Source organism: Bacillus sp. FSL E2-8887, assembly GCF_038007205.1.
In the GTDB taxonomy this organism is placed as follows: Bacteria; Bacillota; Bacilli; order Bacillales; family Bacillaceae_G; genus Bacillus_A; species Bacillus_A mycoides.
The window spans coordinates 5,209,268-5,230,070 of the sequence record NZ_JBBOWS010000001.1 but is presented as its reverse complement, the minus strand read 5'-3'; the positions used below and the strand labels follow the sequence as shown (position 1 = coordinate 5,230,070).

General features: G+C 41.1%; 21 protein-coding genes, 9 tRNA genes and 3 rRNA genes. 2 read left to right on the top strand and 31 right to left on the bottom strand.

What is annotated here, in order from left to right; translation table 11 throughout:
- Positions 1 to 128 precede the first annotated feature (128 nt).
- The 15 genes from rocF to NSQ08_RS26990 all read right to left on the bottom strand — a co-directional run bounded on the left by rocF (position 129) and on the right by NSQ08_RS26990 (position 8,670).
- On the bottom strand, positions 129 to 1,022 hold the full coding sequence (gene rocF / locus NSQ08_RS27060) for an arginase (RefSeq protein ID WP_002009861.1): 894 nt from the start codon (positions 1,020 to 1,022) through the stop codon (positions 129 to 131).
- Between the two features lie 274 nt (positions 1,023 to 1,296).
- Positions 1,297 to 2,442, bottom strand: a complete 1,146-nt coding sequence (locus NSQ08_RS27055) for a glycerate kinase (protein WP_088034696.1) — start codon at positions 2,440 to 2,442, stop codon at positions 1,297 to 1,299.
- A gap of 125 nt (positions 2,443 to 2,567) precedes the next feature.
- Positions 2,568 to 2,640, bottom strand: a tRNA-Ala gene (locus NSQ08_RS27050).
- A 10-nt stretch (positions 2,641 to 2,650) separates the two neighbouring features.
- Positions 2,651 to 2,722: transfer RNA gene (locus tag NSQ08_RS27045), tRNA-Gly, on the bottom strand.
- A gap of 5 nt (positions 2,723 to 2,727) precedes the next feature.
- Positions 2,728 to 2,803 (bottom strand) — tRNA-Lys (locus NSQ08_RS27040).
- A gap of 5 nt (positions 2,804 to 2,808) precedes the next feature.
- A tRNA-Gln gene (locus NSQ08_RS27035) sits at positions 2,809 to 2,883 on the bottom strand.
- Positions 2,884 to 2,966: 83 nt separating this feature from the next.
- Positions 2,967 to 3,050: transfer RNA gene (locus NSQ08_RS27030), tRNA-Tyr, on the bottom strand.
- A 16-nt stretch (positions 3,051 to 3,066) separates the two neighbouring features.
- A tRNA-Val gene (locus tag NSQ08_RS27025) sits at positions 3,067 to 3,142 on the bottom strand.
- A 5-nt stretch (positions 3,143 to 3,147) separates the two neighbouring features.
- A tRNA-Glu gene (locus NSQ08_RS27020) sits at positions 3,148 to 3,222 on the bottom strand.
- Positions 3,223 to 3,245: 23 nt separating this feature from the next.
- Positions 3,246 to 3,318, bottom strand: a tRNA-Thr gene (locus NSQ08_RS27015).
- 4 nt (positions 3,319 to 3,322) lie between these two features.
- A tRNA-Asn gene (locus NSQ08_RS27010) sits at positions 3,323 to 3,397 on the bottom strand.
- 9 nt (positions 3,398 to 3,406) lie between these two features.
- Positions 3,407 to 3,522: ribosomal RNA gene (gene rrf, locus NSQ08_RS27005) — 5S ribosomal RNA — on the bottom strand.
- Positions 3,523 to 3,613: 91 nt separating this feature from the next.
- Positions 3,614 to 6,534 (bottom strand): 23S ribosomal RNA (locus NSQ08_RS27000).
- Between the two features lie 141 nt (positions 6,535 to 6,675).
- A 16S ribosomal RNA gene (locus NSQ08_RS26995) occupies positions 6,676 to 8,227 on the bottom strand.
- The 16S, 23S and 5S rRNA genes sit together here with 9 tRNA genes alongside, the layout of an rRNA operon.
- A gap of 224 nt (positions 8,228 to 8,451) precedes the next feature.
- Positions 8,452 to 8,670, bottom strand: a complete 219-nt coding sequence (locus tag NSQ08_RS26990) for a hypothetical protein (protein ID WP_002139933.1) — start codon at positions 8,668 to 8,670, stop codon at positions 8,452 to 8,454.
- A 192-nt stretch (positions 8,671 to 8,862) separates the two neighbouring features.
- Here NSQ08_RS26990 and pdaB point away from each other — a divergent pair, with 192 nt between their 5' ends.
- Positions 8,863 to 9,627, top strand: coding sequence for a polysaccharide deacetylase family sporulation protein PdaB (gene pdaB / locus NSQ08_RS26985; RefSeq protein ID WP_002029332.1), 765 nt, complete (start codon positions 8,863 to 8,865; stop codon positions 9,625 to 9,627).
- Positions 9,628 to 9,751: 124 nt separating this feature from the next.
- Here pdaB and kbaA read toward each other — a convergent pair whose 3' ends face one another.
- On the bottom strand, positions 9,752 to 10,363 hold the full coding sequence (gene kbaA, locus NSQ08_RS26980) for a KinB signaling pathway activation protein KbaA (RefSeq protein WP_002124701.1): 612 nt from the start codon (positions 10,361 to 10,363) through the stop codon (positions 9,752 to 9,754).
- Positions 10,364 to 10,502: 139 nt separating this feature from the next.
- Between kbaA and gerD the strand changes: the two genes are divergently transcribed.
- Complete coding sequence (gene gerD / locus NSQ08_RS26975; protein ID WP_002009716.1) at positions 10,503 to 11,117, top strand: spore germination lipoprotein GerD; 615 nt, start codon at positions 10,503 to 10,505, stop codon at positions 11,115 to 11,117.
- A gap of 53 nt (positions 11,118 to 11,170) precedes the next feature.
- On the opposite strand, the gene NSQ08_RS26970 is transcribed toward gerD, so the two are convergent.
- From NSQ08_RS26970 to infA, 15 genes are all read right to left on the bottom strand, one after another.
- Positions 11,171 to 12,238: an Mrp/NBP35 family ATP-binding protein gene (locus tag NSQ08_RS26970; RefSeq protein ID WP_002029334.1), complete on the bottom strand. Its 1,068-nt coding sequence runs from the start codon at positions 12,236 to 12,238 to the stop codon at positions 11,171 to 11,173.
- Positions 12,239 to 12,382: 144 nt separating this feature from the next.
- Positions 12,383 to 13,096 (bottom strand): N-acetylmuramoyl-L-alanine amidase CwlD, encoded by a 714-nt coding sequence (cwlD, locus tag NSQ08_RS26965; protein WP_002009721.1) that lies wholly within the window; start codon positions 13,094 to 13,096, stop codon positions 12,383 to 12,385.
- 66 nt (positions 13,097 to 13,162) lie between these two features.
- Entirely contained in the window at positions 13,163 to 13,591 is a 429-nt protein-coding gene (locus tag NSQ08_RS26960) for a DUF2521 family protein (protein ID WP_340779989.1), read from the bottom strand.
- A 162-nt stretch (positions 13,592 to 13,753) separates the two neighbouring features.
- Positions 13,754 to 14,146: a 30S ribosomal protein S9 gene (gene rpsI, locus NSQ08_RS26955; protein WP_002009728.1), complete on the bottom strand. Its 393-nt coding sequence runs from the start codon at positions 14,144 to 14,146 to the stop codon at positions 13,754 to 13,756.
- A gap of 21 nt (positions 14,147 to 14,167) precedes the next feature.
- The gene (gene rplM / locus NSQ08_RS26950; protein ID WP_002029337.1) at positions 14,168 to 14,605 is read right to left on the bottom strand and encodes a 50S ribosomal protein L13; all 438 of its coding nucleotides are present in this window, start codon (positions 14,603 to 14,605) and stop codon (positions 14,168 to 14,170) included.
- 152 nt (positions 14,606 to 14,757) lie between these two features.
- Entirely contained in the window at positions 14,758 to 15,501 is a 744-nt protein-coding gene (truA, locus tag NSQ08_RS26945) for a tRNA pseudouridine(38-40) synthase TruA (protein WP_340779984.1), read from the bottom strand.
- A gap of 14 nt (positions 15,502 to 15,515) precedes the next feature.
- Entirely contained in the window at positions 15,516 to 16,310 is a 795-nt protein-coding gene (locus tag NSQ08_RS26940; protein WP_002124692.1) for an energy-coupling factor transporter transmembrane component T family protein, read from the bottom strand.
- The gene (locus NSQ08_RS26935; protein ID WP_002124690.1) at positions 16,298 to 17,179 is read right to left on the bottom strand and encodes an energy-coupling factor ABC transporter ATP-binding protein; all 882 of its coding nucleotides are present in this window, start codon (positions 17,177 to 17,179) and stop codon (positions 16,298 to 16,300) included. The genes NSQ08_RS26940 and NSQ08_RS26935 overlap by 13 nt, the downstream gene beginning before the upstream one ends.
- Complete coding sequence (locus NSQ08_RS26930; protein ID WP_002029339.1) at positions 17,155 to 17,997, bottom strand: energy-coupling factor ABC transporter ATP-binding protein; 843 nt, start codon at positions 17,995 to 17,997, stop codon at positions 17,155 to 17,157. Before NSQ08_RS26930 ends, NSQ08_RS26935 begins: the two co-directional genes overlap by 25 nt.
- A 104-nt stretch (positions 17,998 to 18,101) precedes the next feature.
- Entirely contained in the window at positions 18,102 to 18,464 is a 363-nt protein-coding gene (gene rplQ / locus NSQ08_RS26925; protein ID WP_000331490.1) for a 50S ribosomal protein L17, read from the bottom strand.
- A 35-nt stretch (positions 18,465 to 18,499) separates the two neighbouring features.
- Positions 18,500 to 19,444, bottom strand: a complete 945-nt coding sequence (locus tag NSQ08_RS26920) for a DNA-directed RNA polymerase subunit alpha (protein ID WP_002009743.1) — start codon at positions 19,442 to 19,444, stop codon at positions 18,500 to 18,502.
- 180 nt (positions 19,445 to 19,624) lie between these two features.
- Complete coding sequence (gene rpsK, locus NSQ08_RS26915; RefSeq protein ID WP_002009745.1) at positions 19,625 to 20,014, bottom strand: 30S ribosomal protein S11; 390 nt, start codon at positions 20,012 to 20,014, stop codon at positions 19,625 to 19,627.
- A 24-nt stretch (positions 20,015 to 20,038) separates the two neighbouring features.
- The gene (gene rpsM, locus NSQ08_RS26910; RefSeq protein WP_002063431.1) at positions 20,039 to 20,404 is read right to left on the bottom strand and encodes a 30S ribosomal protein S13; all 366 of its coding nucleotides are present in this window, start codon (positions 20,402 to 20,404) and stop codon (positions 20,039 to 20,041) included.
- A gap of 21 nt (positions 20,405 to 20,425) precedes the next feature.
- On the bottom strand, positions 20,426 to 20,539 hold the full coding sequence (rpmJ, locus tag NSQ08_RS26905; protein ID WP_000868344.1) for a 50S ribosomal protein L36: 114 nt from the start codon (positions 20,537 to 20,539) through the stop codon (positions 20,426 to 20,428).
- A 35-nt stretch (positions 20,540 to 20,574) separates the two neighbouring features.
- Complete coding sequence (gene infA, locus NSQ08_RS26900) at positions 20,575 to 20,793, bottom strand: translation initiation factor IF-1 (protein WP_001029884.1); 219 nt, start codon at positions 20,791 to 20,793, stop codon at positions 20,575 to 20,577.
- Positions 20,794 to 20,803 lie beyond the last annotated feature (10 nt).

Sequence of the window (20,803 nt, the reverse complement as noted above, 5' to 3'; positions counted from 1 at the left end):
TACAAACGCCCCCCTTTAGCTTAAATTGGTAAGATGTCAAACTTTCTTATTCTACAGTATAATATAAGTCATTATTATACGCCTATTTTCAAATAAAAAAAGCAACTTCTCAGTTGCTTTTCTTACATTTATTTTAGTTTTTCACCGAATAAAGAACCCATTAAAGCAACCGCTGTTGTTGCTGTTCTATTTCTCTCATCTAAAATCGTATTTACTTCAACAAATTCAGCAGATGTAACAATATCAGCTTCTGCTAACATTTCCATCGCTAGGTGGCTTTCACGATACGATAAACCACCAATTACAGGCGTCCCAACTCCTGGTGCATCATGAGGATCAAGACCATCTAAATCTAATGATAAATGAACACCGTCAGTATGAGATAAGTAAGCAATTGTTTCTTCCATAACAGCCGTCATACCCATACGATCAATTTCATGCATTGAAAATACTTTAATGCCTTCATTACGAATAAAGTCTTTTTCCCCTTCATCTAATGCACGTGCACCTATAATTACAACGTTCTCTTTTTTTACTTTCGGGTATGCCCCGTATAAATCTACAAGTGAAGAATGTCCATAACCTAAACTTGCAGCAAGTGACATACCGTGAATATTTCCAGATGGTGATGTTTCTTCTGTATTTAAATCACCGTGTGCATCATACCAAATAACACCTAAATTTTTATAATGTTTCGCCACACCAGCTAGCGTACCGATAGCAATACTATGATCACCGCCTAATACAAGTGGAAAACGACCTTCTTCTATAATATGATCAACCTTAGTCGCTAGTTCATTACATACAGTTGCAACTTGAGTAAGGTTTCGTAACTTTGTATTTTCATCTACTTCTTTTTCTCTCTCTATACATATATCTCCCATATCTTTTACGTCATATCCAATTTGTTCAATTCTTTCAACTACCCCTGCATAACGGATCGCGCTTGGTCCCATATCAACCCCGCGACGCATCTGTCCTAAATCCATTGGAACTCCAATAACTGAGATTTCTTTTTTCATAGATAGTATCCCCCTTTTATGCCTTCACTAAATATTTTAAATCTTTTATATAGTCTGACTCAACTCGACATTTTTCTGCATGGATATACATTTTATTCACTTATATTTACGTTGGACTCCCGATTTTTAAACTATTCTATGTATAAAGTTAACTTAATGAATGAACCAACTAACTTTTCTATCAGCTAATATTTTTATCCGTGCCTTTCTCCATCAATACCTAGAATTACACAAAATATCCTCAAATAACTGAATTTAAAAAACACTTCTACACTTAGAAGCGTTTTTCTGATGCTAGTTTCCACACTGCTGCAATATTTTTTGCTGTCATTTCGATATTCTCTTCTGCCGCTTTATATGCTTCTTCTAATGTCATTGGGCTAGCCGTAATACTAAACACTGCATCAATTCCCTTTTCGTAAACAGTCGTATAATTCGAGGATACAGATCCACCAATAGCAATTACAGGAATATGACGGCATTTCGCCCGCTTCGCGACACCAACAGGAGCTTTTCCATAAGCTGTTTGTTCATCTATCCTTCCCTCACCAGTTACAATAAGATCGGCACCCTCTATACACTTATCAAAATTTGTATAATCTAATACAATTTCAATCCCTTTTCTTAGCTGTCCCTTTAGTACTGCAACGACAGCGGCTCCCATTCCTCCAGCTGCCCCTGCACCAGGTATTAGGGACACATCAAAAGATACGTACTGTTTAAGTATATTAGCATAATGTTTTAAATTCCCGTCTAGCTCTTTCATCATCTCTACATTCGCACCCTTTTGTCTCCCAAATACAAAAGATGCTCCCTTTGGTCCAACTAATGGATTGTCGACATCACATGCTGCTTCTAGCTTTATATCCTTCAAACGTGTATCCATACGAGAAAGGTTAAGAGCAGTAATCAAATGTAATGTTCCTCCAGAGGGCTCAATTACTTCACCTTTCCTATTAATAAACTCTACGCCTAAAGCAGACAACATACCTGCCCCACCATCATTTGTAGCACTTCCTCCAAGCCCTAAAATAATGTGTTTAGCTCCTTGATCTAATGCATGTAATATCAGTTCACCTGTCCCTTTTGTCGTTGTAATAAGTGGGTTTCTCTTTTCAATTGGAACGTGTTGTAATCCTGATGCTGCCGCCATGTCAATAAATGCTGTCTCCTTATCCTTAGACATACCATAATAGGCTTGCACACTCTCCCCAAGCGGCCCTGTCACATTAAGTGATATAATTTCCCCCATTGTAGCACCAACAAGAGATTCGACCGTTCCTTCACCTCCATCTCCAATTGGTACTTTAACGTACTCTGCTTTAGGAAAAACTGCTGCAAAGCCCCTTTCAATAGCTTCACATACCTCTATAGCTTTCAGGCTTTCTTTATATGAATCCGATGCAATGACAACTTTCATAATTATCCCCCCTTATTCAATCCCTTTTTTCATTTTAAACGATATACGGAAAAGTTTCCTTTTTGAGTGGAATTTAAACACAAAAAAAAGCTTACATCATTTGATGTAAGCTTTTCCTATTTATATGGAGCCTAGCGGGATCGAACCGCTGACCTCCTGCGTGCAAGGCAGGCGCTCTCCCAGCTGAGCTAAGGCCCCTTAGTAATTAAGCGGAAGACGGGATTCGAACCCGCGACCCCAACCTTGGCAAGGTTGTATTCTACCACTGAACTACTTCCGCGAAAATGGTGAGCCATGAAGGATTCGAACCTTCGACCCTCTGATTAAAAGTCAGATGCTCTACCAACTGAGCTAATGGCTCGTAAATGGCTGGGCTAGCTGGATTCGAACCAGCGCATGACGGAGTCAAAGTCCGTTGCCTTACCGCTTGGCTATAGCCCATCGAAATAGTTATCTTCTTTTCAAAGACAAATGTTATTTTACCATAATGTCCAATAAAAAACAACTGCTATATAGCAGAAGAATGGTGGAGGGGGGCAGATTCGAACTGCCGAACCCAAAGGAGCGGATTTACAGTCCGCCGCGTTTAGCCACTTCGCTACCCCTCCGACATTTAAAAATATATGGTGGAGGATGACGGGATCGAACCGCCGACCCCCTGCTTGTAAGGCAGGTGCTCTCCCAGCTGAGCTAATCCTCCAAAAGTGGTGACCCGTACGGGATTCGAACCCGTGTTACCGCCGTGAAAGGGCGGTGTCTTAACCACTTGACCAACGGGCCAAAAAAAAACAAAACTTTTCCCAAGCTTCCAACCGGGCTTGAACCGGTGACCTCTTCCTTACCATGGAAGTACTCTACCAGCTGAGCTATGGAAGCATAATGGCTCCGCAGGTAGGAATCGAACCTACGACCGATCGGTTAACAGCCGATAGCTCTACCGCTGAGCTACTGCGGAATAATATAAGCCTGGCAACGTCCTACTCTCACAGGGACAAGGTCCCAACTACCATCGGCGCTAGAGAGCTTAACTTCCGTGTTCGGTATGGGAACGGGTGTGACCTCTCTGCCATCATTACCAGACTTTTATCATTATACACATTCTTTTGAGAATGTCCAAAGGAATTTTAAATATATATTCCTTCAAAACTAGATAACATTAGCTTCATATTATATGGTTAAGTCCTCGATCTATTAGTATTCGTCAGCTCCACATGTCACCATGCTTCCACCTCGAACCTATCAACCTGATCATCTTTCAGGGATCTTACTAGCTTACGCTATGGGAAATCTCATCTTGAGGGGGCTTCATGCTTAGATGCTTTCAGCACTTATCCCTTCCGCACATAGCTACCCAGCTATGCCCTTGGCAGAACAACTGGTACACCAGCGGTGCGTCCATCCCGGTCCTCTCGTACTAAGGACAGCTCCTCTCAAATTTCCTGCGCCCACGACGGATAGGGACCGAACTGTCTCACGACGTTCTGAACCCAGCTCGCGTACCGCTTTAATGGGCGAACAGCCCAACCCTTGGGACCGACTACAGCCCCAGGATGCGATGAGCCGACATCGAGGTGCCAAACCTCCCCGTCGATGTGGACTCTTGGGGGAGATAAGCCTGTTATCCCCGGGGTAGCTTTTATCCGTTGAGCGATGGCCCTTCCATGCGGAACCACCGGATCACTAAGCCCGACTTTCGTCCCTGCTCGACTTGTAGGTCTCGCAGTCAAGCTCCCTTATGCCTTTGCACTCTACGAATGATTTCCAACCATTCTGAGGGAACCTTTGGGCGCCTCCGTTACACTTTAGGAGGCGACCGCCCCAGTCAAACTGCCCACCTGACACTGTCTCCCGGGTCGATAAGACCCGTAGGTTAGAATTTCAATACAGTCAGGGCGGTATCCCACCAGCGCCTCCACCGAAGCTAGCGCTCCGGTTTCAATGGCTCCCGCCTATCCTGTACAAACTGTACCAAAATTCAATATCAGGCTACAGTAAAGCTCCACGGGGTCTTTCCGTCCTGTCGCGGGTAACCTGCATCTTCACAGGTACTATAATTTCACCGAGTCTCTGGTTGAGACAGTGCCCAAATCGTTACACCTTTCGTGCGGGTCGGAACTTACCCGACAAGGAATTTCGCTACCTTAGGACCGTTATAGTTACGGCCGCCGTTTACTGGGGCTTCAGTTCAGAGCTTCGCTTACGCTAACCCCTCTCCTTAACCTTCCAGCACCGGGCAGGTGTCAGCCCCTATACTTCGCCTTACGGCTTCGCAGAGACCTGTGTTTTTGCTAAACAGTCGCTTGGGCCTATTCACTGCGGCTTTCCGTTAAGAAAGCACCCCTTCTCCCGAAGTTACGGGGTCATTTTGCCGAGTTCCTTAACCAGAGTTCTCTCGCACACCTTAGGATTCTCTCCTCGCCTACCTGTGTCGGTTTGCGGTACAGGCACCTTTTATCTCGCTAGAAGCTTTTCTTGGCAGCGGGGAATCAAAGACTTCGCTCCATAAGGAGCTTCCCCATCACAGCTCAGCCTTCACGATAAGCGGATTTGCCTACTTATCAGCCTAACTGCTTGGACGTGCACAACCAATCGCACGCTTCTTCTATCCTTCTGCGTCCCTCCATTGCTCAAACGATAAAGAGGTGGTACAGGAATATCAACCTGTTGTCCATCGCCTACGCCTGTCGGCCTCGGCTTAGGTCCTGACTAACCCTGAGCGGACGAGCCTTCCTCAGGAAACCTTAGGCATTCGGTGGACGGGATTCTCACCCGTCTTTCGCTACTCATACCGGCATTCTCACTTCTAAGCGCTCCACCAGTCCTTCCGGTCTGACTTCACTGCACTTAGAACGCTCCCCTACCACTGATACCATTGGTATCAATTCGCAGCTTCGGTGGTGTATTTAGCCCCGGTACATTTTCGGCGCAGAGTCACTCGACTAGTGAGCTATTACGCACTCTTTAAATGGTGGCTGCTTCTGAGCCAACATCCTAGTTGTCTAAGCAACTCCACATCCTTTTCCACTTAATACACACTTTGGGACCTTAGCTGGCGATCTGGGTTGTTTCCCTCTTGACTACGGATCTTATCACTCGCAGTCTGACTCCTAAGGATAAGTCATTGGCATTCGGAGTTTGACTGAATTCGGTAATCCGATGAGGACCCCTAGTTCAATCAGTGCTCTACCTCCAAGACTCTTACACTTAAGGCTAGCCCTAAAGCTATTTCGGGGAGAACCAGCTATCTCCAGGTTCGATTGGAATTTCTCCGCTACCCACACCTCATCCCCGCACTTTTCAACGTGCGTGGGTTCGGGCCTCCATTCAGTGTTACCTGAACTTCACCCTGGACATGGGTAGATCACCTGGTTTCGGGTCTACGACCACGTACTAAACGCCCTATTCAGACTCGCTTTCGCTGCGGCTCCGCCTCTTCAGCTTAACCTCGCACGGGATCGTAACTCGCCGGTTCATTCTACAAAAGGCACGCCATCACCCATTAACGGGCTCTGACTATTTGTAGGCACACGGTTTCAGGATCTCTTTCACTCCCCTTCCGGGGTGCTTTTCACCTTTCCCTCACGGTACTGGTTCACTATCGATCACTAGGGAGTATTTAGCCTTGGGAGATGGTCCTCCCAGATTCCGACGGAATTTCACGTGTTCCGCCGTACTCAGGATACATTCAAGAGAGAACGAAGTTTCGACTACGGGGTTATTACCCTCTGTGACGGACCTTTCCAGGTCGCTTCGTCTACCTCGTTCCTTTGTAACTCCGTATAGAATGTCCTACAACCCCAAGAGGCAAGCCTCTTGGTTTGGGCTAGATTCCGTTTCGCTCGCCGCTACTCAGGAAATCGCATTTGCTTTCTCTTCCTCCAGGTACTTAGATGTTTCAGTTCCCTGGGTCTGTCTTCCATACCCTATGTATTCAGGTAAGGATACCATACCATTACGTATAGTGGGTTTCCCCATTCGGAAATCTTCGGATCAAAGCTTACTTACAGCTCCCCGAAGCATATCGGCGTTAGTCCCGTCCTTCATCGACTCCTAGTGTCAAGGCATCCACCGTGCGCCCTTTCTAACTTAACCAAACTAAAATTAAAAAAATATGAGCTACACTGTTATCTAGTTTTCAAAGAACATACATTTTGAGAGATAGTTCTCTCAAAACTGAACGAAACAAAACAAGTCAACGTTTATTGATGAACTGCGTTCATCAATTCTCCATAGAAAGGAGGTGATCCAGCCGCACCTTCCGATACGGCTACCTTGTTACGACTTCACCCCAATCATCTGTCCCACCTTAGGCGGTTGGCTCCATAAAGGTTACCCCACCGACTTCGGGTGTTACAAACTCTCGTGGTGTGACGGGCGGTGTGTACAAGGCCCGGGAACGTATTCACCGCGGCATGCTGATCCGCGATTACTAGCGATTCCAGCTTCATGTAGGCGAGTTGCAGCCTACAATCCGAACTGAGAACGGTTTTATGAGATTAGCTCCACCTCGCGGTCTTGCAGCTCTTTGTACCGTCCATTGTAGCACGTGTGTAGCCCAGGTCATAAGGGGCATGATGATTTGACGTCATCCCCACCTTCCTCCGGTTTGTCACCGGCAGTCACCTTAGAGTGCCCAACTTAATGATGGCAACTAAGATCAAGGGTTGCGCTCGTTGCGGGACTTAACCCAACATCTCACGACACGAGCTGACGACAACCATGCACCACCTGTCACTCTGCTCCCGAAGGAGAAGCTCTATCTCTAGAGTTTTCAGAGGATGTCAAGACCTGGTAAGGTTCTTCGCGTTGCTTCGAATTAAACCACATGCTCCACCGCTTGTGCGGGCCCCCGTCAATTCCTTTGAGTTTCAGCCTTGCGGCCGTACTCCCCAGGCGGAGTGCTTAATGCGTTAACTTCAGCACTAAAGGGCGGAAACCCTCTAACACTTAGCACTCATCGTTTACGGCGTGGACTACCAGGGTATCTAATCCTGTTTGCTCCCCACGCTTTCGCGCCTCAGTGTCAGTTACAGACCAGAAAGTCGCCTTCGCCACTGGTGTTCCTCCATATCTCTACGCATTTCACCGCTACACATGGAATTCCACTTTCCTCTTCTGCACTCAAGTCTCCCAGTTTCCAATGACCCTCCACGGTTGAGCCGTGGGCTTTCACATCAGACTTAAGAAACCACCTGCGCGCGCTTTACGCCCAATAATTCCGGATAACGCTTGCCACCTACGTATTACCGCGGCTGCTGGCACGTAGTTAGCCGTGGCTTTCTGGTTAGGTACCGTCAAGGTGCCAGCTTATTCAACTAGCACTTGTTCTTCCCTAACAACAGAGTTTTACGACCCGAAAGCCTTCATCACTCACGCGGCGTTGCTCCGTCAGACTTTCGTCCATTGCGGAAGATTCCCTACTGCTGCCTCCCGTAGGAGTCTGGGCCGTGTCTCAGTCCCAGTGTGGCCGATCACCCTCTCAGGTCGGCTACGCATCGTCGCCTTGGTGAGCCGTTACCTCACCAACTAGCTAATGCGACGCGGGTCCATCCATAAGTGACAGCCGAAGCCGCCTTTCAATTTCGAACTATGCAGTTCAAAATATTATCCGGTATTAGCCCCGGTTTCCCGGAGTTATCCCAGTCTTATGGGTAGGTTACCCACGTGTTACTCACCCGTCCGCCGCTAACTTCATAAGAGCAAGCTCTTAATCCATTCGCTCGACTTGCATGTATTAGGCACGCCGCCAGCGTTCATCCTGAGCCAGGATCAAACTCTCCAATAAAGTTAGTTTGTCTAGCATCTAAAAATAAAAATTGACGTTCACGTTGTTTGTTTCGTTCAGTTTTCAAAGAACTACTTAGTCGCTCATTTGCGACTTCCTTATGTTAACATCTTCATTTTTCGATGTCAACTAAGTTTTTTAATTTCTTTTTTGTCGTTTTCTGCGTTTCTGCATCAGCGACGTTTATTAATTTATCATATCCTTACTCTTAGCGTCAACACTTTTTAATAAAAAATTCTTTTTCTTACATAACGAATACATTCTTCCCTATTAGCAACTCTCCGAAATAAACAAAAAATGATTTTATACCTTTCTTCCATCGCCTTTTTTACAACGCTATGTATACGCTCATCTTCAAAATCAAATAAAAGTTCCTCTAACTCTCTCTTCAGTATGTATTCCATTTCTTTTTTCTCTTCCTTCGTCAACATAATCCCAAGCAAATTATCACCTCAATAACTCCTTACGTGTACCGATAAACGCCCCACTCATTTTCAATTATCAATAATGTATCACCAAAAACAAAATTCTATCACTCATTATATCCACCACTTACGATATTAATCCCTTGTTCTCTTTTTTAAATTTAAAGCATATATGTAACTGAAAAGGATTGGACAAAGGGGCGTAATATTATGTTTTTCTTTTTTATTACGAGTAAAAGAACATTTAAACACATTAGCTTAATAGTCGTACTTTCCTTATTTACAGCATGGCTACTCTTTTTAAAAACATATTCACATGAATCTGCTTTTTCAACTGCTACTGGCCCTAAAGTGATTTACAAAGGGGACACTGCAAAAAAACAAGTTGCATTCACGTTTGACATTAGCTGGGGGGACAAAAAAGCTATTCCAATCCTTAATACACTCAAAGAAAGAGAAATTAAGAATGCAACCTTCTTTCTCTCTGCTGCATGGGCTGAAAGACACCCTGATATTGTCGAACGCATCATGAAAGATGGACATGAGATTGGTAGTATGGGCTATAATTACACATCCTACACTTCACTAGAAGCAAATGAAATACGACGAGATCTTTTGCGGGCACAAGATGTTTTTACGAAACTTGGCGTAAAACAAGTCAAGCTATTACGTCCACCTAGTGGCGATTTTAACAAAACAACTCTTAAAATAGCGGAATCACTCGGATACACCATCGTTCATTGGAGTAACAATTCAAATGACTGGAAAAATCCCGGCGTAAATAAAATCATTTCCACAGTCTCTAGCAATTTAAAGGGTGGAGATATCGTCTTATTACATGCTTCTGATTCTGCCCTTCAAACAAATAAGGCTTTACCATTACTCTTACAAAAATTAAAGAGCGACGGATATGAACAAACATCTGTATCACAACTTATTTCCAACACAAGTACAAAAAGTGAAGATATTAAGTAGTTCCTTTCTACACGGTCCTTCACACATAAAAAGCTCTGTTATCTTTTGTTAAGATAGCAGAGCTTTTTTATCCTAGCATTTACGGACGATAAGAATCTGGATAATTAAAAATCCACTCTCCTCATTAAGCTGACTTACTCTTTTGTCCAATTAAACGATGCAATACAAGTAACTGATATGAATTACATAATAAAAGTGGTATCACCATTAAATATAACCAATCTGTATCATTAATCCGGAGCGCTGGTACCCATTCAAGAATTGTTACAACAACCATAAAGAACAGAGCGGGAACAAATGCTTTTTTATTCGTTTCTTTACTCTTTATATAAGCGACAATTGCCCCAAACACAAATAACATCCCAGCAACAAGTATGTTATTCCCTAATGAAACTTCCCCATTTGCAACAAGTACTGACCTTAAATAAACGAAATCAAATAATACGAACGCAATAAAGAACAGTTGCACTGTATTCCATAAAGAAGATGACCGAAACATCCCTAATCCAAAACGATGGATCGTTAAATACGCAAAGAACCCCATTTGACTTATAACACTAAAAATAAATCCTACGCCCATCAACCAAAAGGAAATTGCTAAAATCTCTTTTCCGTCGAAATTTTGAAAAAATTTAGCGTACTTGTCCCACTCTAAAACAAAACCAATAAAGACTGTGCTAATCCCACCAAGAAACAACGTCGTAAAAAATAGTCGTACCCACTTGCGGCTATTCACAACACATCCCCCATTATTCTTATATTTCTAATTAAATTGTAACAATGACAATTTCAAAAAGCTAGCCATGTTAATGTATAAATTCCTTAAAGAGATTTATATTAAAAAAAGAGAACTTTGCTGAAAGGAGCTCCAACTTATGAAACGGATGCTGCTCGTTTTGATTTCTTCTTTTCTATTTATAGCACTAGCGGCATGTGCACAAGAAAAAGAAGCAAAATCCGAACTTGATTATGATCAAACAAAAAAAATGATTGTTGATATTTTAAAAACCGATCAAGGAAAAAAAGCGATCCAAGATGTATTAACTGATGAAAAAATGAAACAAGCACTCATACTAGATGAAACAGTAGTAAAGAAAACGATTGAAGATGCACTGGTATCTGAAAAAGGGCAACAATTCTGGGAAAAGCTCTTTAAAGACCCTGAGTTCTCATCGAAATTTGCTAAAAGTATGGGAAAAGAACAAACAAACTTAATGAAAACTTTACTAAAAGATCCTGAATACCAATCAGGTGTTATAGAGATTATGAAAAATCCTGAAGTAGAGAAAATTATGTTACAAACAATGAAGAGTAAAGAATATCGTCAATATTTACAGCAAGTACTAACTGAAACTGCCGAAAGTCCTCTCTTCCAAGCTAAGATGATTGACATCATTAGTAAAGGTGTACAAAAAGCCGAAAAAGGTGGGTCTGATAAGAAAGGCGCAGGTGGTGAAGGCGGTTCTCAAGATGGGAACAAAGAACAATAATAAAAATTATAGCACTGAGTGGACAATGTATATATTGTCCACTCATTACTACTTTAGTTTTGCGCGACAGCTGTTTTATCAATAACTGTCTCAGCTATCGTACGATAAATGAGACCCGTTGTATGTGTATCTTCATATACTGACGGCGCAAAGTCCTCTTTATTCCAATCAGGTTGTTGAAGTGGAATTCGGCCAAGTATATCCGTTTGGAGTTCCGTAGCCAATTTATCTCCTCCACCTCTTCCAAACACATACTCTTTTTCACCAGTTGCTTTACTTTCAAAATACGCCATATTTTCAACAACACCAAGAATACTATGTTCTGTACGTAAAGCCATGGCTCCAGCGCGCGCTGCTACAAATGCCGCTGTTGGATGCGGCGTTGTTACAATAATCTCTTTACAAGCCGGCAACATCGAATGTACATCTAAAGCAACATCACCTGTACCTGGTGGTAGGTCCAATACTAAGTAATCTAAATCACCCCACTCTACTTCTGTGAAAAAGTGATTTAACATTTTCCCAAGCATCGGTCCTCTCCAAATAACAGGTGCGTTATCTTCTACAAAGAATCCCATTGAGATTACTTTCACGCCTAGACGCTCCACTGGTATTATCTTATCACCTCTTACGATTGGACGTTTTTCTATACCCATCATATCCGGTACACTAAAACCGTAAATATCCGCGTCGATGATACCAACCTTTTTGCCTAAACGAGCTAAAGCAATTGCAAGGTTAACAGAAACAGTTGATTTCCCTACTCCACCTTTTCCACTTGCCACTGCTAAAAATGTTGTATTTGAGTTCGGTGATAATAAGGATTCACTTTTCTCTTCCTCTTGCGGTGGTGCAAACTGAGCTAATTCCTCTTCTGTAAATTCTGCAAAACGAAGTCCAACTGTTGTTGCTCCAAGTTCTTTTACTAACTTTACAATTCCAGACTGCAACTGCATTTGTTCCGCTGTACCCGTCTTTACAATTGCAATTTTAACACTTACATGTTCCTTCTCAGGCTTGACTGTCACCTCTTTAATTGCATTTGTTTCTTTTAACGTTTTATGTATAAACGGATCTACAATCCCTTCCAATGCTTCCACTACCTGCTCTTTTGTTACCATAATTAGCCCAGCCCCCTGTATGAAAAATAACGTATTGTTAATTAAATTTATCTATCTTTATTTTTGAAATAAATGCGTTTACATTTCCAGTATAACATATTTTCGGAAAACTTCGTTAACGAGAGAAACTCGAAAAAATCCTCCTTATTCTGGAGGATTTCCTTTTTCCGTAAAATAACGTAATATACCACGATATATTGCAGCAGCTACTTTTTGTTGGTATTTCTCCGAATTTAACATATATCTTTCATTCACATTCGATAAAAAGCCAGCCTCAATTAAAGCACCTGGTGTTTTGGCATACTTCAATAAATACACGTGAGGAATTGTTTTAGCAGAACGATTCGTATTTTCTAAGCTTGTTCTCAATTCAGCTTGTATAAATTTCGCAGCCCGTTCATTTTCAATCGAAGAACGATAGTAGAACGTTTGTGCGCCCTTAGATCCACTACTAGTTAGGGCATTTAAATGAATACTCGCAAAAAAGTCTACATCAGGCTTATTAATGATCTCAACACGCTTTTTTAAATCCTCTGCTTTACGTCTACTATATGACTTTGTATCTTTATTAGCTAAATCATAATCTCCTTCACGCGTTAAAATAACTAAAGCACCTTGTTCTTGTAAATAATCTTGTACCTTTTTTGTAATCTCAAGTGTAATATCTTTTTCTACAATATCCTTTCCACCAACAGCCCCTCCGTCTGGCCCACCATGCCCAGCATCTAGTACAATCACTTTCCCTGATAAGGGTAAATTCCAAGCTCGCCACGATTTTGTAATTTGAAATTCTTGTTTAACTAAAAAAAACAAAACAACCGCAGCGAGCGCAAAAGAGATAATTCGAATTCTCTTCATACCTTTCCTCCTCCAGCTAGTCCCTCTAATTACTTATATGGGACAAGAGGAAAGTTTATGCTTGTCTTAGTGTAGCTTTAATCGATATCTTCTTTCGCCTTTTTCATAGCCTTCCTGCCACCACAAGCCGATAAACTGCTGGCAAGATTCAAAAAGCAATCCCTCGTCTTGCAACTTAATTTCACGTATAGTCATACTCGTTAAAAATTGAAATAACGTTTCAGTTAATTGTTGTTCTTCTTCTAAAGCCCTATATTTTACATCAAAGAATGATTCGCCATGATAACCAAATTTACTGTATCTCGCTCCTAATAAATAAGATTCTATCCCTAGTTCAATGCAATAATCTTCATACTGACGATGAAGTTCTTGCATTTGAAAGGCATCACGAATATTTAAACGCAATGTTTTTAATGATAATTCTCGCAGCATCTTCCGCTCGTATTTTAACTGCTTTTCTTTTTGTTTTTCTTGTAAGCTGACAATGACATTCATAGTACTTATAAACCTCCCTAATACGTATTAGTCTAAACTTCTAAAGAAGAAGCATACGTAGGACGGTAGCACTAAAATATTCCAAGCTAAAAAAATTACAAAAGAAGAATTAAACATAAAAAAACCCCAACCAAAATGGTTGGGGTTTGTAGTTCGCAAAAATTAACGTTTTGAGAACTGAGGTGCACGACGTGCGCCTTTAAGACCGTATTTTTTACGCTCTTTCATACGTGCGTCACGAGTTAATAGACCCGCACGTTTTAATGTTAGACGGTATTCTGGATCAGCTTTTAATAAAGCGCGAGAAATACCGTGACGAATAGCACCAGCTTGACCAGTGTATCCACCACCATTTACGTTTACAAGTACATTGTAGTTACCTAAAGTTTCTGTTGCAACTAGAGGTTGTTTCACTACTTCACGTAATGCAGCAAATGGGATATAGTTTTCAAAATCACGACCGTTAATAATAACGCGTCCTTCGCCTGGAACTAGGCGTACGCGCGCTACTGAACTCTTACGACGTCCAGTGCCATAGTATTGAACCTGTGCCAAAGTAAGCCCTCCTTTAATTAATTATCCGCGAAGTTCGTAAACTTCTGGTTGTTGTGCTTGGTGTGGATGCTCTGCTCCAGCATACACGTTTAATTTCTTAGACACTTGACGTCCTAAACGTCCTTTTGGAAGCATGCCTTTAATTGCAAGCTCTAACATTTGTACAGGGTAGTTTGTACGCATTTCTAGAGCTGTTCTTTGCTTAAGTCCACCTGGGTGGTTAGTGTGACGGTAGTAAATTTTATCGTTTAATTTATTACCTGTTAAATGAATTTTCTCAGCGTTAATAATAATTACATGATCACCCGTGTCAACGTGTGGTGTAAATGTTGGTTTGTGTTTACCACGTAAAATGGATGCTACTTCAGTAGATAGGCGACCTAAAGTTTGACCTTCAGCATCAACCACATACCATTTACGCTCAACTTCGTTAGCTTTTGCCATAAAAGTCGTACGCATGTGTTTCCCTCCTCGTTATCTTTTCCATAGAAAAAATCTATTGTTTATCTTAAACACGATTTCCTTCCGGGGCTAATCGTGGTTTTAGAAACAATACCATATGTTATGATATACTTTTGAGTTTCTAATGTCAAGCAAATGTTACACCAGGATTAGTTGTTATAGTTTACCTGCCATAAGTAAAGTCCATGACCTGGAGCCATCTTTCCAGCAAACTGGCGATTTTGTTTCGCTAAAATCTCTGGAATACTATCCGGATCAAGCTTTCCTTGACCTACGCTAAGTAACGTACCAACAATAATTCTGACCATATTATATAAAAATCCATTACCTACAAAGCGAAAAATTAATTCATCGTCTTGCTCAATTAATTCGATTTCATAAATTGTTCGTACTTTATCTTTTTTGTCAGTTTTTGCCGAACAAAAAGAAGTAAAGTCATGCGTTCCAATAAAATAAGGAATCGCTTTTCTTATAGAGTTTATTTCGAGTGGATATGGATATTGATATACGTAATTTCTACGGAATACATCCGCAGTCTTTGATAATAATACACGATAGCGATATTCTTTTTTCTCGACACCGTAACGTGCATGAAATTCTTCTGTTTTCTTCTCTACCTGCTTGATAATAATATCATCCGGCAACATTGTATTTAAAGCATTACTCCATTGCCACTCTTCAAGAGACAAAGGTGTATCAAAGTGTATCACTTGTCCTTTGGCGTGAACGGTAGAATCCGTTCTGCCTGATGCCTGCACACGAACAAGTTCTCCTTTATGCAACTTCTGCAATGCTTTCTCTATTTCTTGTTGAACAGTCCGATGCTGTGGTTGAATTTGGTAACCACAAAAATGAATGCCATCATATGCAACTGTACATTTTATTCTTTCCATTTCTCTATTCTCCATTACGACCGCACCCATGCCAAAATACAAGCTAAACAAAGTAAGCTTACAATTGTTACTGTATCACTTATTTTCCAGCGTAGTTGCCTAAATTTAGTACGTCCTTCGCCACTTTTATATCCACGAGATTCCATCGCAATCGCTAAGTCCTCTGCACGCTTAAAAGCACTGATAAATAATGGAACGAGTAGTGAGATAATAGCTTTCATCCTATCTTTTATCGGTCCCCCGGCGAAATCAATGCCACGTGACGCTTGTGCTTTCATAATTTTACTCGTTTCATCCATTAATGTCGGGATAAAACGTAGTGAAATTGACATCATTAATGCGATTTCATGAACAGGAACTTTTATACGCTTGAACGGCTTTAATAACGTCTCCAACCCATCTGTAATTTCAATAGGTGTCGTCGTTAACGTTAATAATGTCGTCATTAAAATAATAACGAAGAATCGTATAGAAATGTATATCCCTTGCTCTAATCCTTTTTCATGTATCGAAAACCAACCAAGCTGGAATAGTACTTCCCCTTCTTTATTTGTAAAAATATGCAGGAAAAATGTAAAAAGAAAAATCCACAGAATTGGTTTTAAGCCCGAAAGTACATAACGAATCGGCACTTTTGCAAAAAATAAAGCAATGAGTGCATATAAAAATAAAAATCCATATGAAATCGCATTATTTGCTAAGAAAACAACAAATACATATAAAAAGACAATCAACAGCTTCGTACGAGGATCAAGTTGATGAATGAGTGACTGACCTGGAATATATCTCCCAATAATCAACTGCTGCATGATTCATGACCACCTTTTCGTAACACCTGTACAACTTCATGAGTAAGATCCTCTAAAGATAAGGTAGCCTTCGAAATTGAAATACCAAACTTCTCTTCAATTGCACGTTTATACTTTAAAGACATTGGAAGATCCACACCGATTTGTTCTAATTCATCAGCATATGAAAATACTTCCTCTGCTCTTCCTTGCAAAAAGACCGTTCCTTTATGCATGACCACTATTTGATCTGCATACTTAGCGGCATCCTCCATATTATGGGTAACAAGAATGACTGTAAGCCCCTGTTCCTTATGCAAATTGTAAAACATCTCCATGAGCTCGTGCTGTCCTTTTGGATCAAGCCCTGCTGTAGGTTCATCTAATACAAGCACTTCGGGTTCCATCGCTAGTACGCCTGCTATTGCAACACGCCTCATTTGCCCACCGCTTAATTCAAACGGAGAACGTGCTAATAACTCTATGTCCAATCCAACAAGCTGGATTGCATCTTTCGCCTTTTGTTTTGCCTCTTCTTCAGATACACCAAAATTAGTCGGTCCAAAACAAATATCCTTTTCAACTGTTTCTTCAAATAGTTGATGTTCTGGAAACTGAAAGACAACCCCTACTTTTTTTCGTAGCGGCTTAAGCTTTTTCTCTTTCTTCCCTGCTGAAATTAAATGTTCACCAATTTGAACCGTACCATTTGTCGGCTGCAATAAACCATTTAAATGTTGAATCATCGTCGACTTACCTGAACCAGTATGACCGATAATGGCATAATAGCCCCCACTTGGAAACGACACGTCTACATCATAAAGTGCGCGTCTTTCAAATGGAGTTTTATATTGATAACGATGTTCTACTTTTTGGAATGTAATCTCCAAAGTTCGTTCACCAAGCTTTCCATTGTAAGATGCGTATTTTGCAAGTGAATTCCATTTCTTTTTAATAATTCTGCTATTTTCACCGAAAAAGGTACATCTAATCCAATCTCTTGGAGCATATGAGAGGATTTGAAAATTTGCTCTGGAGTACCTTCCTCTAATATTTCTCCCTTGTTCAAAATAATAATACGGTCTGACTGTGCCGCTTCTTCTAAATCGTGCGTAATCGATAACACCGTAATACCCTTTTGATCAACAAGTTGTCTGACCGTTTCTACTACTTCACGTCTCCCCTGAGGGTCTAACATTGAAGTTGCTTCATCTAGTATTAAAATAGATGGTTGAAGTGCTAAAACACCTGCTATTGCGACTCGCTGCTTTTGTCCACCAGATAACGAATGGGGTTCTTCATTTAAAAAATCTTCCATACGGACAAGTTGCAGAGCTTGTTCTAGTCTTTCTATCATCTGCTCCCTTGGCATTCCGATGTTCTCTAGGCCGAATACAACGTCATCTTGTACTGTCGTTCCAACAAATTGATTATCTGGATTTTGAAATACCATGCCAATTTGCTTTCGAACATCCCATACTGTTTCCTCTGATAAAATCATTGTATCATTTAAAGTAATTTTCCCTGATTCCGGTAAAAATAAGCCATTCAATAATTTTGCAAGTGTAGACTTCCCTGAACCATTTTGTCCAATAACAGATACCCATTCTCCTTCATATAAGGAAAACGAAACATCTTTTAATGCATAAGAGGCTGCCCCAGGATATTGAAATGATATATTTTCTGTCCGAAGTTTCTCTTTTTTCAATACAAGGCACCCTTTCTTTCGTCAAGTTAGCCTATTTTTATACTTAAAAAAAAAGGGCCATGACCAGTTACTTGAAAAGAACTGTCCTGCCCTTTTAATCATCATTATACTAACTCGATAATTACCATTGGTGCTGCGTCTCCGCGACGTGGACCAATTTTTGCAATACGAGTGTATCCGCCTTGGCGCTCAGCATAGCGTGGAGCTACATCAGCGAATAATTTTTGAAGTGCATCTTGACCAGTCTCAGCGTTAGCAACCTCATTACGGATGAAAGCTGCTGCTTGACGACGAGCATGAAGATCTCCGCGTTTACCTAAAGTGATCATTTTTTCCACTACAGAACGAAGTTCTTTTGCACGAGTTTCTGTCGTTTGGATGCGCTCGTTGATAATTAAATCAGTAGCTAAATCACGTAACATAGCTTTACGTTGCGCACTTGTACGGCCTAATTTTCTGTATGCCATTCGTAGTTCCCTCCTTTGTTGATGGGTTTAAATCCTCAGTCGTCTTTACGTAAACCTAAACCTAATTCCTCAAGTTTATGTTTAACTTCTTCTAAGGATTTACGTCCTAAGTTACGAACTTTCATCATATCTTCTTCTGTTTTGTTCGCAAGCTCTTGTACAGTATTAATTCCTGCACGTTTTAGGCAATTATAAGAACGAACAGAAAGATCTAGTTCTTCGATAGTCATCTCAAGAACTTTTTCTTTTTGATCTTCTTCCTTCTCGACCATAATCTCAGCATTTTGTGCTTCGTCAGTTAAACCAACAAAGATATTTAAATGCTCAGTTAAGATTTTGGCACCTAAAGAGATAGCTTCTTTTGGCCCGATGCTTCCATCCGTCCATACATCAAGCGTAAGCTTATCATAATTAGCCACTTGTCCGACACGTGTCTTTTCCACTTGGTAAGTCACACGTGATACTGGAGTATAAATAGAATCAATAGGAATTACTCCTATTGGTTGATCTTCGCTTTTATTTGCATCAGCTGGCGTATACCCACGGCCACGCTTTGCAGTTAAACGCATGCGGAAATGCGCATTTTTTGCTAACGTCGCAATGTGTAAATCTGGATTTAAGATTTCAACATCACTATCGTGAGTAATATCAGCAGCTGTGACAATACCTTCGCCCTGTACATCGATTTCCAACGTCTTCTCTTCTTCAGAGTAGATTTTAAGAGCTAACTTTTTCAAGTTTAAGATCATCGTCGTAACGTCTTCTACTACGCCCTCAACTGTTGAAAATTCGTGTAAAACGCCATCGATTTGGATAGCAGTTACAGCGGCACCAGGGAGTGAGGATAAAAGAATACGACGTAAGGAGTTACCCAAAGTAGTACCATATCCACGCTCAAGCGGTTCAATCACGAATTTGCCATACTTAGCATCTTCGTTAAGTTCAACCGTTTCGATTTTCGGTTTTTCGATTTCAATCATTAACTAAACCCTCCTTCAAAACGTCGAAACCCCGGTTAAACAAAGGAAGAACCTCTGTTTAACCGAAAGTCCCCCTTAGGCAGTTCCCGATTGTGCACAACAAGCGATGTTTCTGTACGAAATTTCTCGATAATGCATCATATCCATTATAGACAAAAGGGAAAATTCTATACAGAAAAATTACACACGACGACGTTTTGGTGGACGACATCCATTATGAGGAACTGGAGTAACATCTCTAATTGCTGTTACTTCTAGACCTGCCGCTTGAAGAGCACGAATTGCAGCTTCACGACCAGCACCAGGACCTTTAACAGTAACCTCTAAAGTTTTTAAACCATGCTCCATTGCAACTTTAGAAGCAGCTTCAGCAGCCATTTGCGCAGCGAATGGAGTAGATTTACGAGATCCACGGAAACCAAGTGCACCAGCACTAGACCAAGAAAGTGCGTTACCATGAGTATCTGTAAGTGTTACGATTGTGTTGTTGAAAGTAGAACGAATATGAGCTATACCAGCTTCAATATTCTTTTTCACACGTTTTTTACGAGTGTTTGTTTTACGTGCCATTGTTAGTTCAACCTCCTTTACTTATTATTTCTTTTTATTTGCTACTGTACGACGTGGACCTTTACGTGTACGAGCATTGTTTTTAGAGTTTTGACCACGAACTGGTAAACCACGACGGTGACGAAGACCACGGTAAGAACCGATCTCCATTAGACGTTTAATGTTAAGAGATACTTCACGACGAAGGTCTCCCTCAACTTTAATACGATCGATGATATCACGGATACGTCCTAATTCATCTTCCGATAAATCACGAACTCGTGTTTCCGAAGAAATACCAGCTTCTGTAATAATTTTTTCAGCAGTTGTGCGACCAATGCCGAATACGTAAGTTAAAGAAATAACAACGCGCTTGTCACGAGGAATATCTACACCTGCGATACGTGCCATTCTGAATGCACCTCCTTCTGATTAACCTTGTTTTTGTTTATGTTTAGGGTTTTCACAAATAACCATTACTTTTCCACGTCTACGAATAACTTTACATTTTTCGCAGATTGGTTTAACTGACGGTCTTACTTTCATGTCTCGAACCTCCTTAAAGATTACGGAGTGCTATATTATTTAAAACGGTACGTAATACGACCACGATTTAAATCGTACGGAGATAATTCTACCGTAACTTTGTCTCCTGGTAAAATACGAATGAAGTTCATACGGATTTTACCAGAAACGTGAGCCAATACGACATGCCCATTCTCTAATTCTACTTTGAACATAGCATTTGGCAACGTTTCAAGAACGGTACCTTCGACTTCAATTACATCATCTTTAGCCATTCAATAGTTC

Coding starts and splice junctions, on each gene's coding strand:
- NSQ08_RS26940 (WP_002124692.1), bottom strand. CDS start 16,310: ATGCAGCAGTTGATTATTGGGAGATATATTCCAGGTCAGTCACTCATT.
- NSQ08_RS26920 (WP_002009743.1), bottom strand. CDS start 19,444: ATGATTGAAATCGAAAAACCGAAAATCGAAACGGTTGAACTTAACGAA.
- cwlD (WP_002009721.1), bottom strand. CDS start 13,096: ATGAAGAGAATTCGAATTATCTCTTTTGCGCTCGCTGCGGTTGTTTTG.
- rpmJ (WP_000868344.1), bottom strand. CDS start 20,539: ATGAAAGTAAGACCGTCAGTTAAACCAATCTGCGAAAAATGTAAAGTT.
- pdaB (WP_002029332.1), top strand. CDS start 8,863: ATGTTTTTCTTTTTTATTACGAGTAAAAGAACATTTAAACACATTAGC.
- rocF (WP_002009861.1), bottom strand. CDS start 1,022: ATGAAAAAAGAAATCTCAGTTATTGGAGTTCCAATGGATTTAGGACAG.
- infA (WP_001029884.1), bottom strand. CDS start 20,793: ATGGCTAAAGATGATGTAATTGAAGTCGAAGGTACCGTTCTTGAAACG.
- NSQ08_RS26970 (WP_002029334.1), bottom strand. CDS start 12,238: ATGGTAACAAAAGAGCAGGTAGTGGAAGCATTGGAAGGGATTGTAGAT.
- NSQ08_RS27055 (WP_088034696.1), bottom strand. CDS start 2,442: ATGAAAGTTGTCATTGCATCGGATTCATATAAAGAAAGCCTGAAAGCT.
- rplQ (WP_000331490.1), bottom strand. CDS start 18,464: ATGGCATACAGAAAATTAGGCCGTACAAGTGCGCAACGTAAAGCTATG.
- truA (WP_340779984.1), bottom strand. CDS start 15,501: ATGGAAAGAATAAAATGTACAGTTGCATATGATGGCATTCATTTTTGT.
- gerD (WP_002009716.1), top strand. CDS start 10,503: ATGAAACGGATGCTGCTCGTTTTGATTTCTTCTTTTCTATTTATAGCA.
- NSQ08_RS26960 (WP_340779989.1), bottom strand. CDS start 13,591: ATGAATGTCATTGTCAGCTTACAAGAAAAACAAAAAGAAAAGCAGTTA.
- rplM (WP_002029337.1), bottom strand. CDS start 14,605: ATGCGTACGACTTTTATGGCAAAAGCTAACGAAGTTGAGCGTAAATGG.
- rpsK (WP_002009745.1), bottom strand. CDS start 20,014: ATGGCACGTAAAACAAACACTCGTAAAAAACGTGTGAAAAAGAATATT.
- rpsM (WP_002063431.1), bottom strand. CDS start 20,404: ATGGCACGTATCGCAGGTGTAGATATTCCTCGTGACAAGCGCGTTGTT.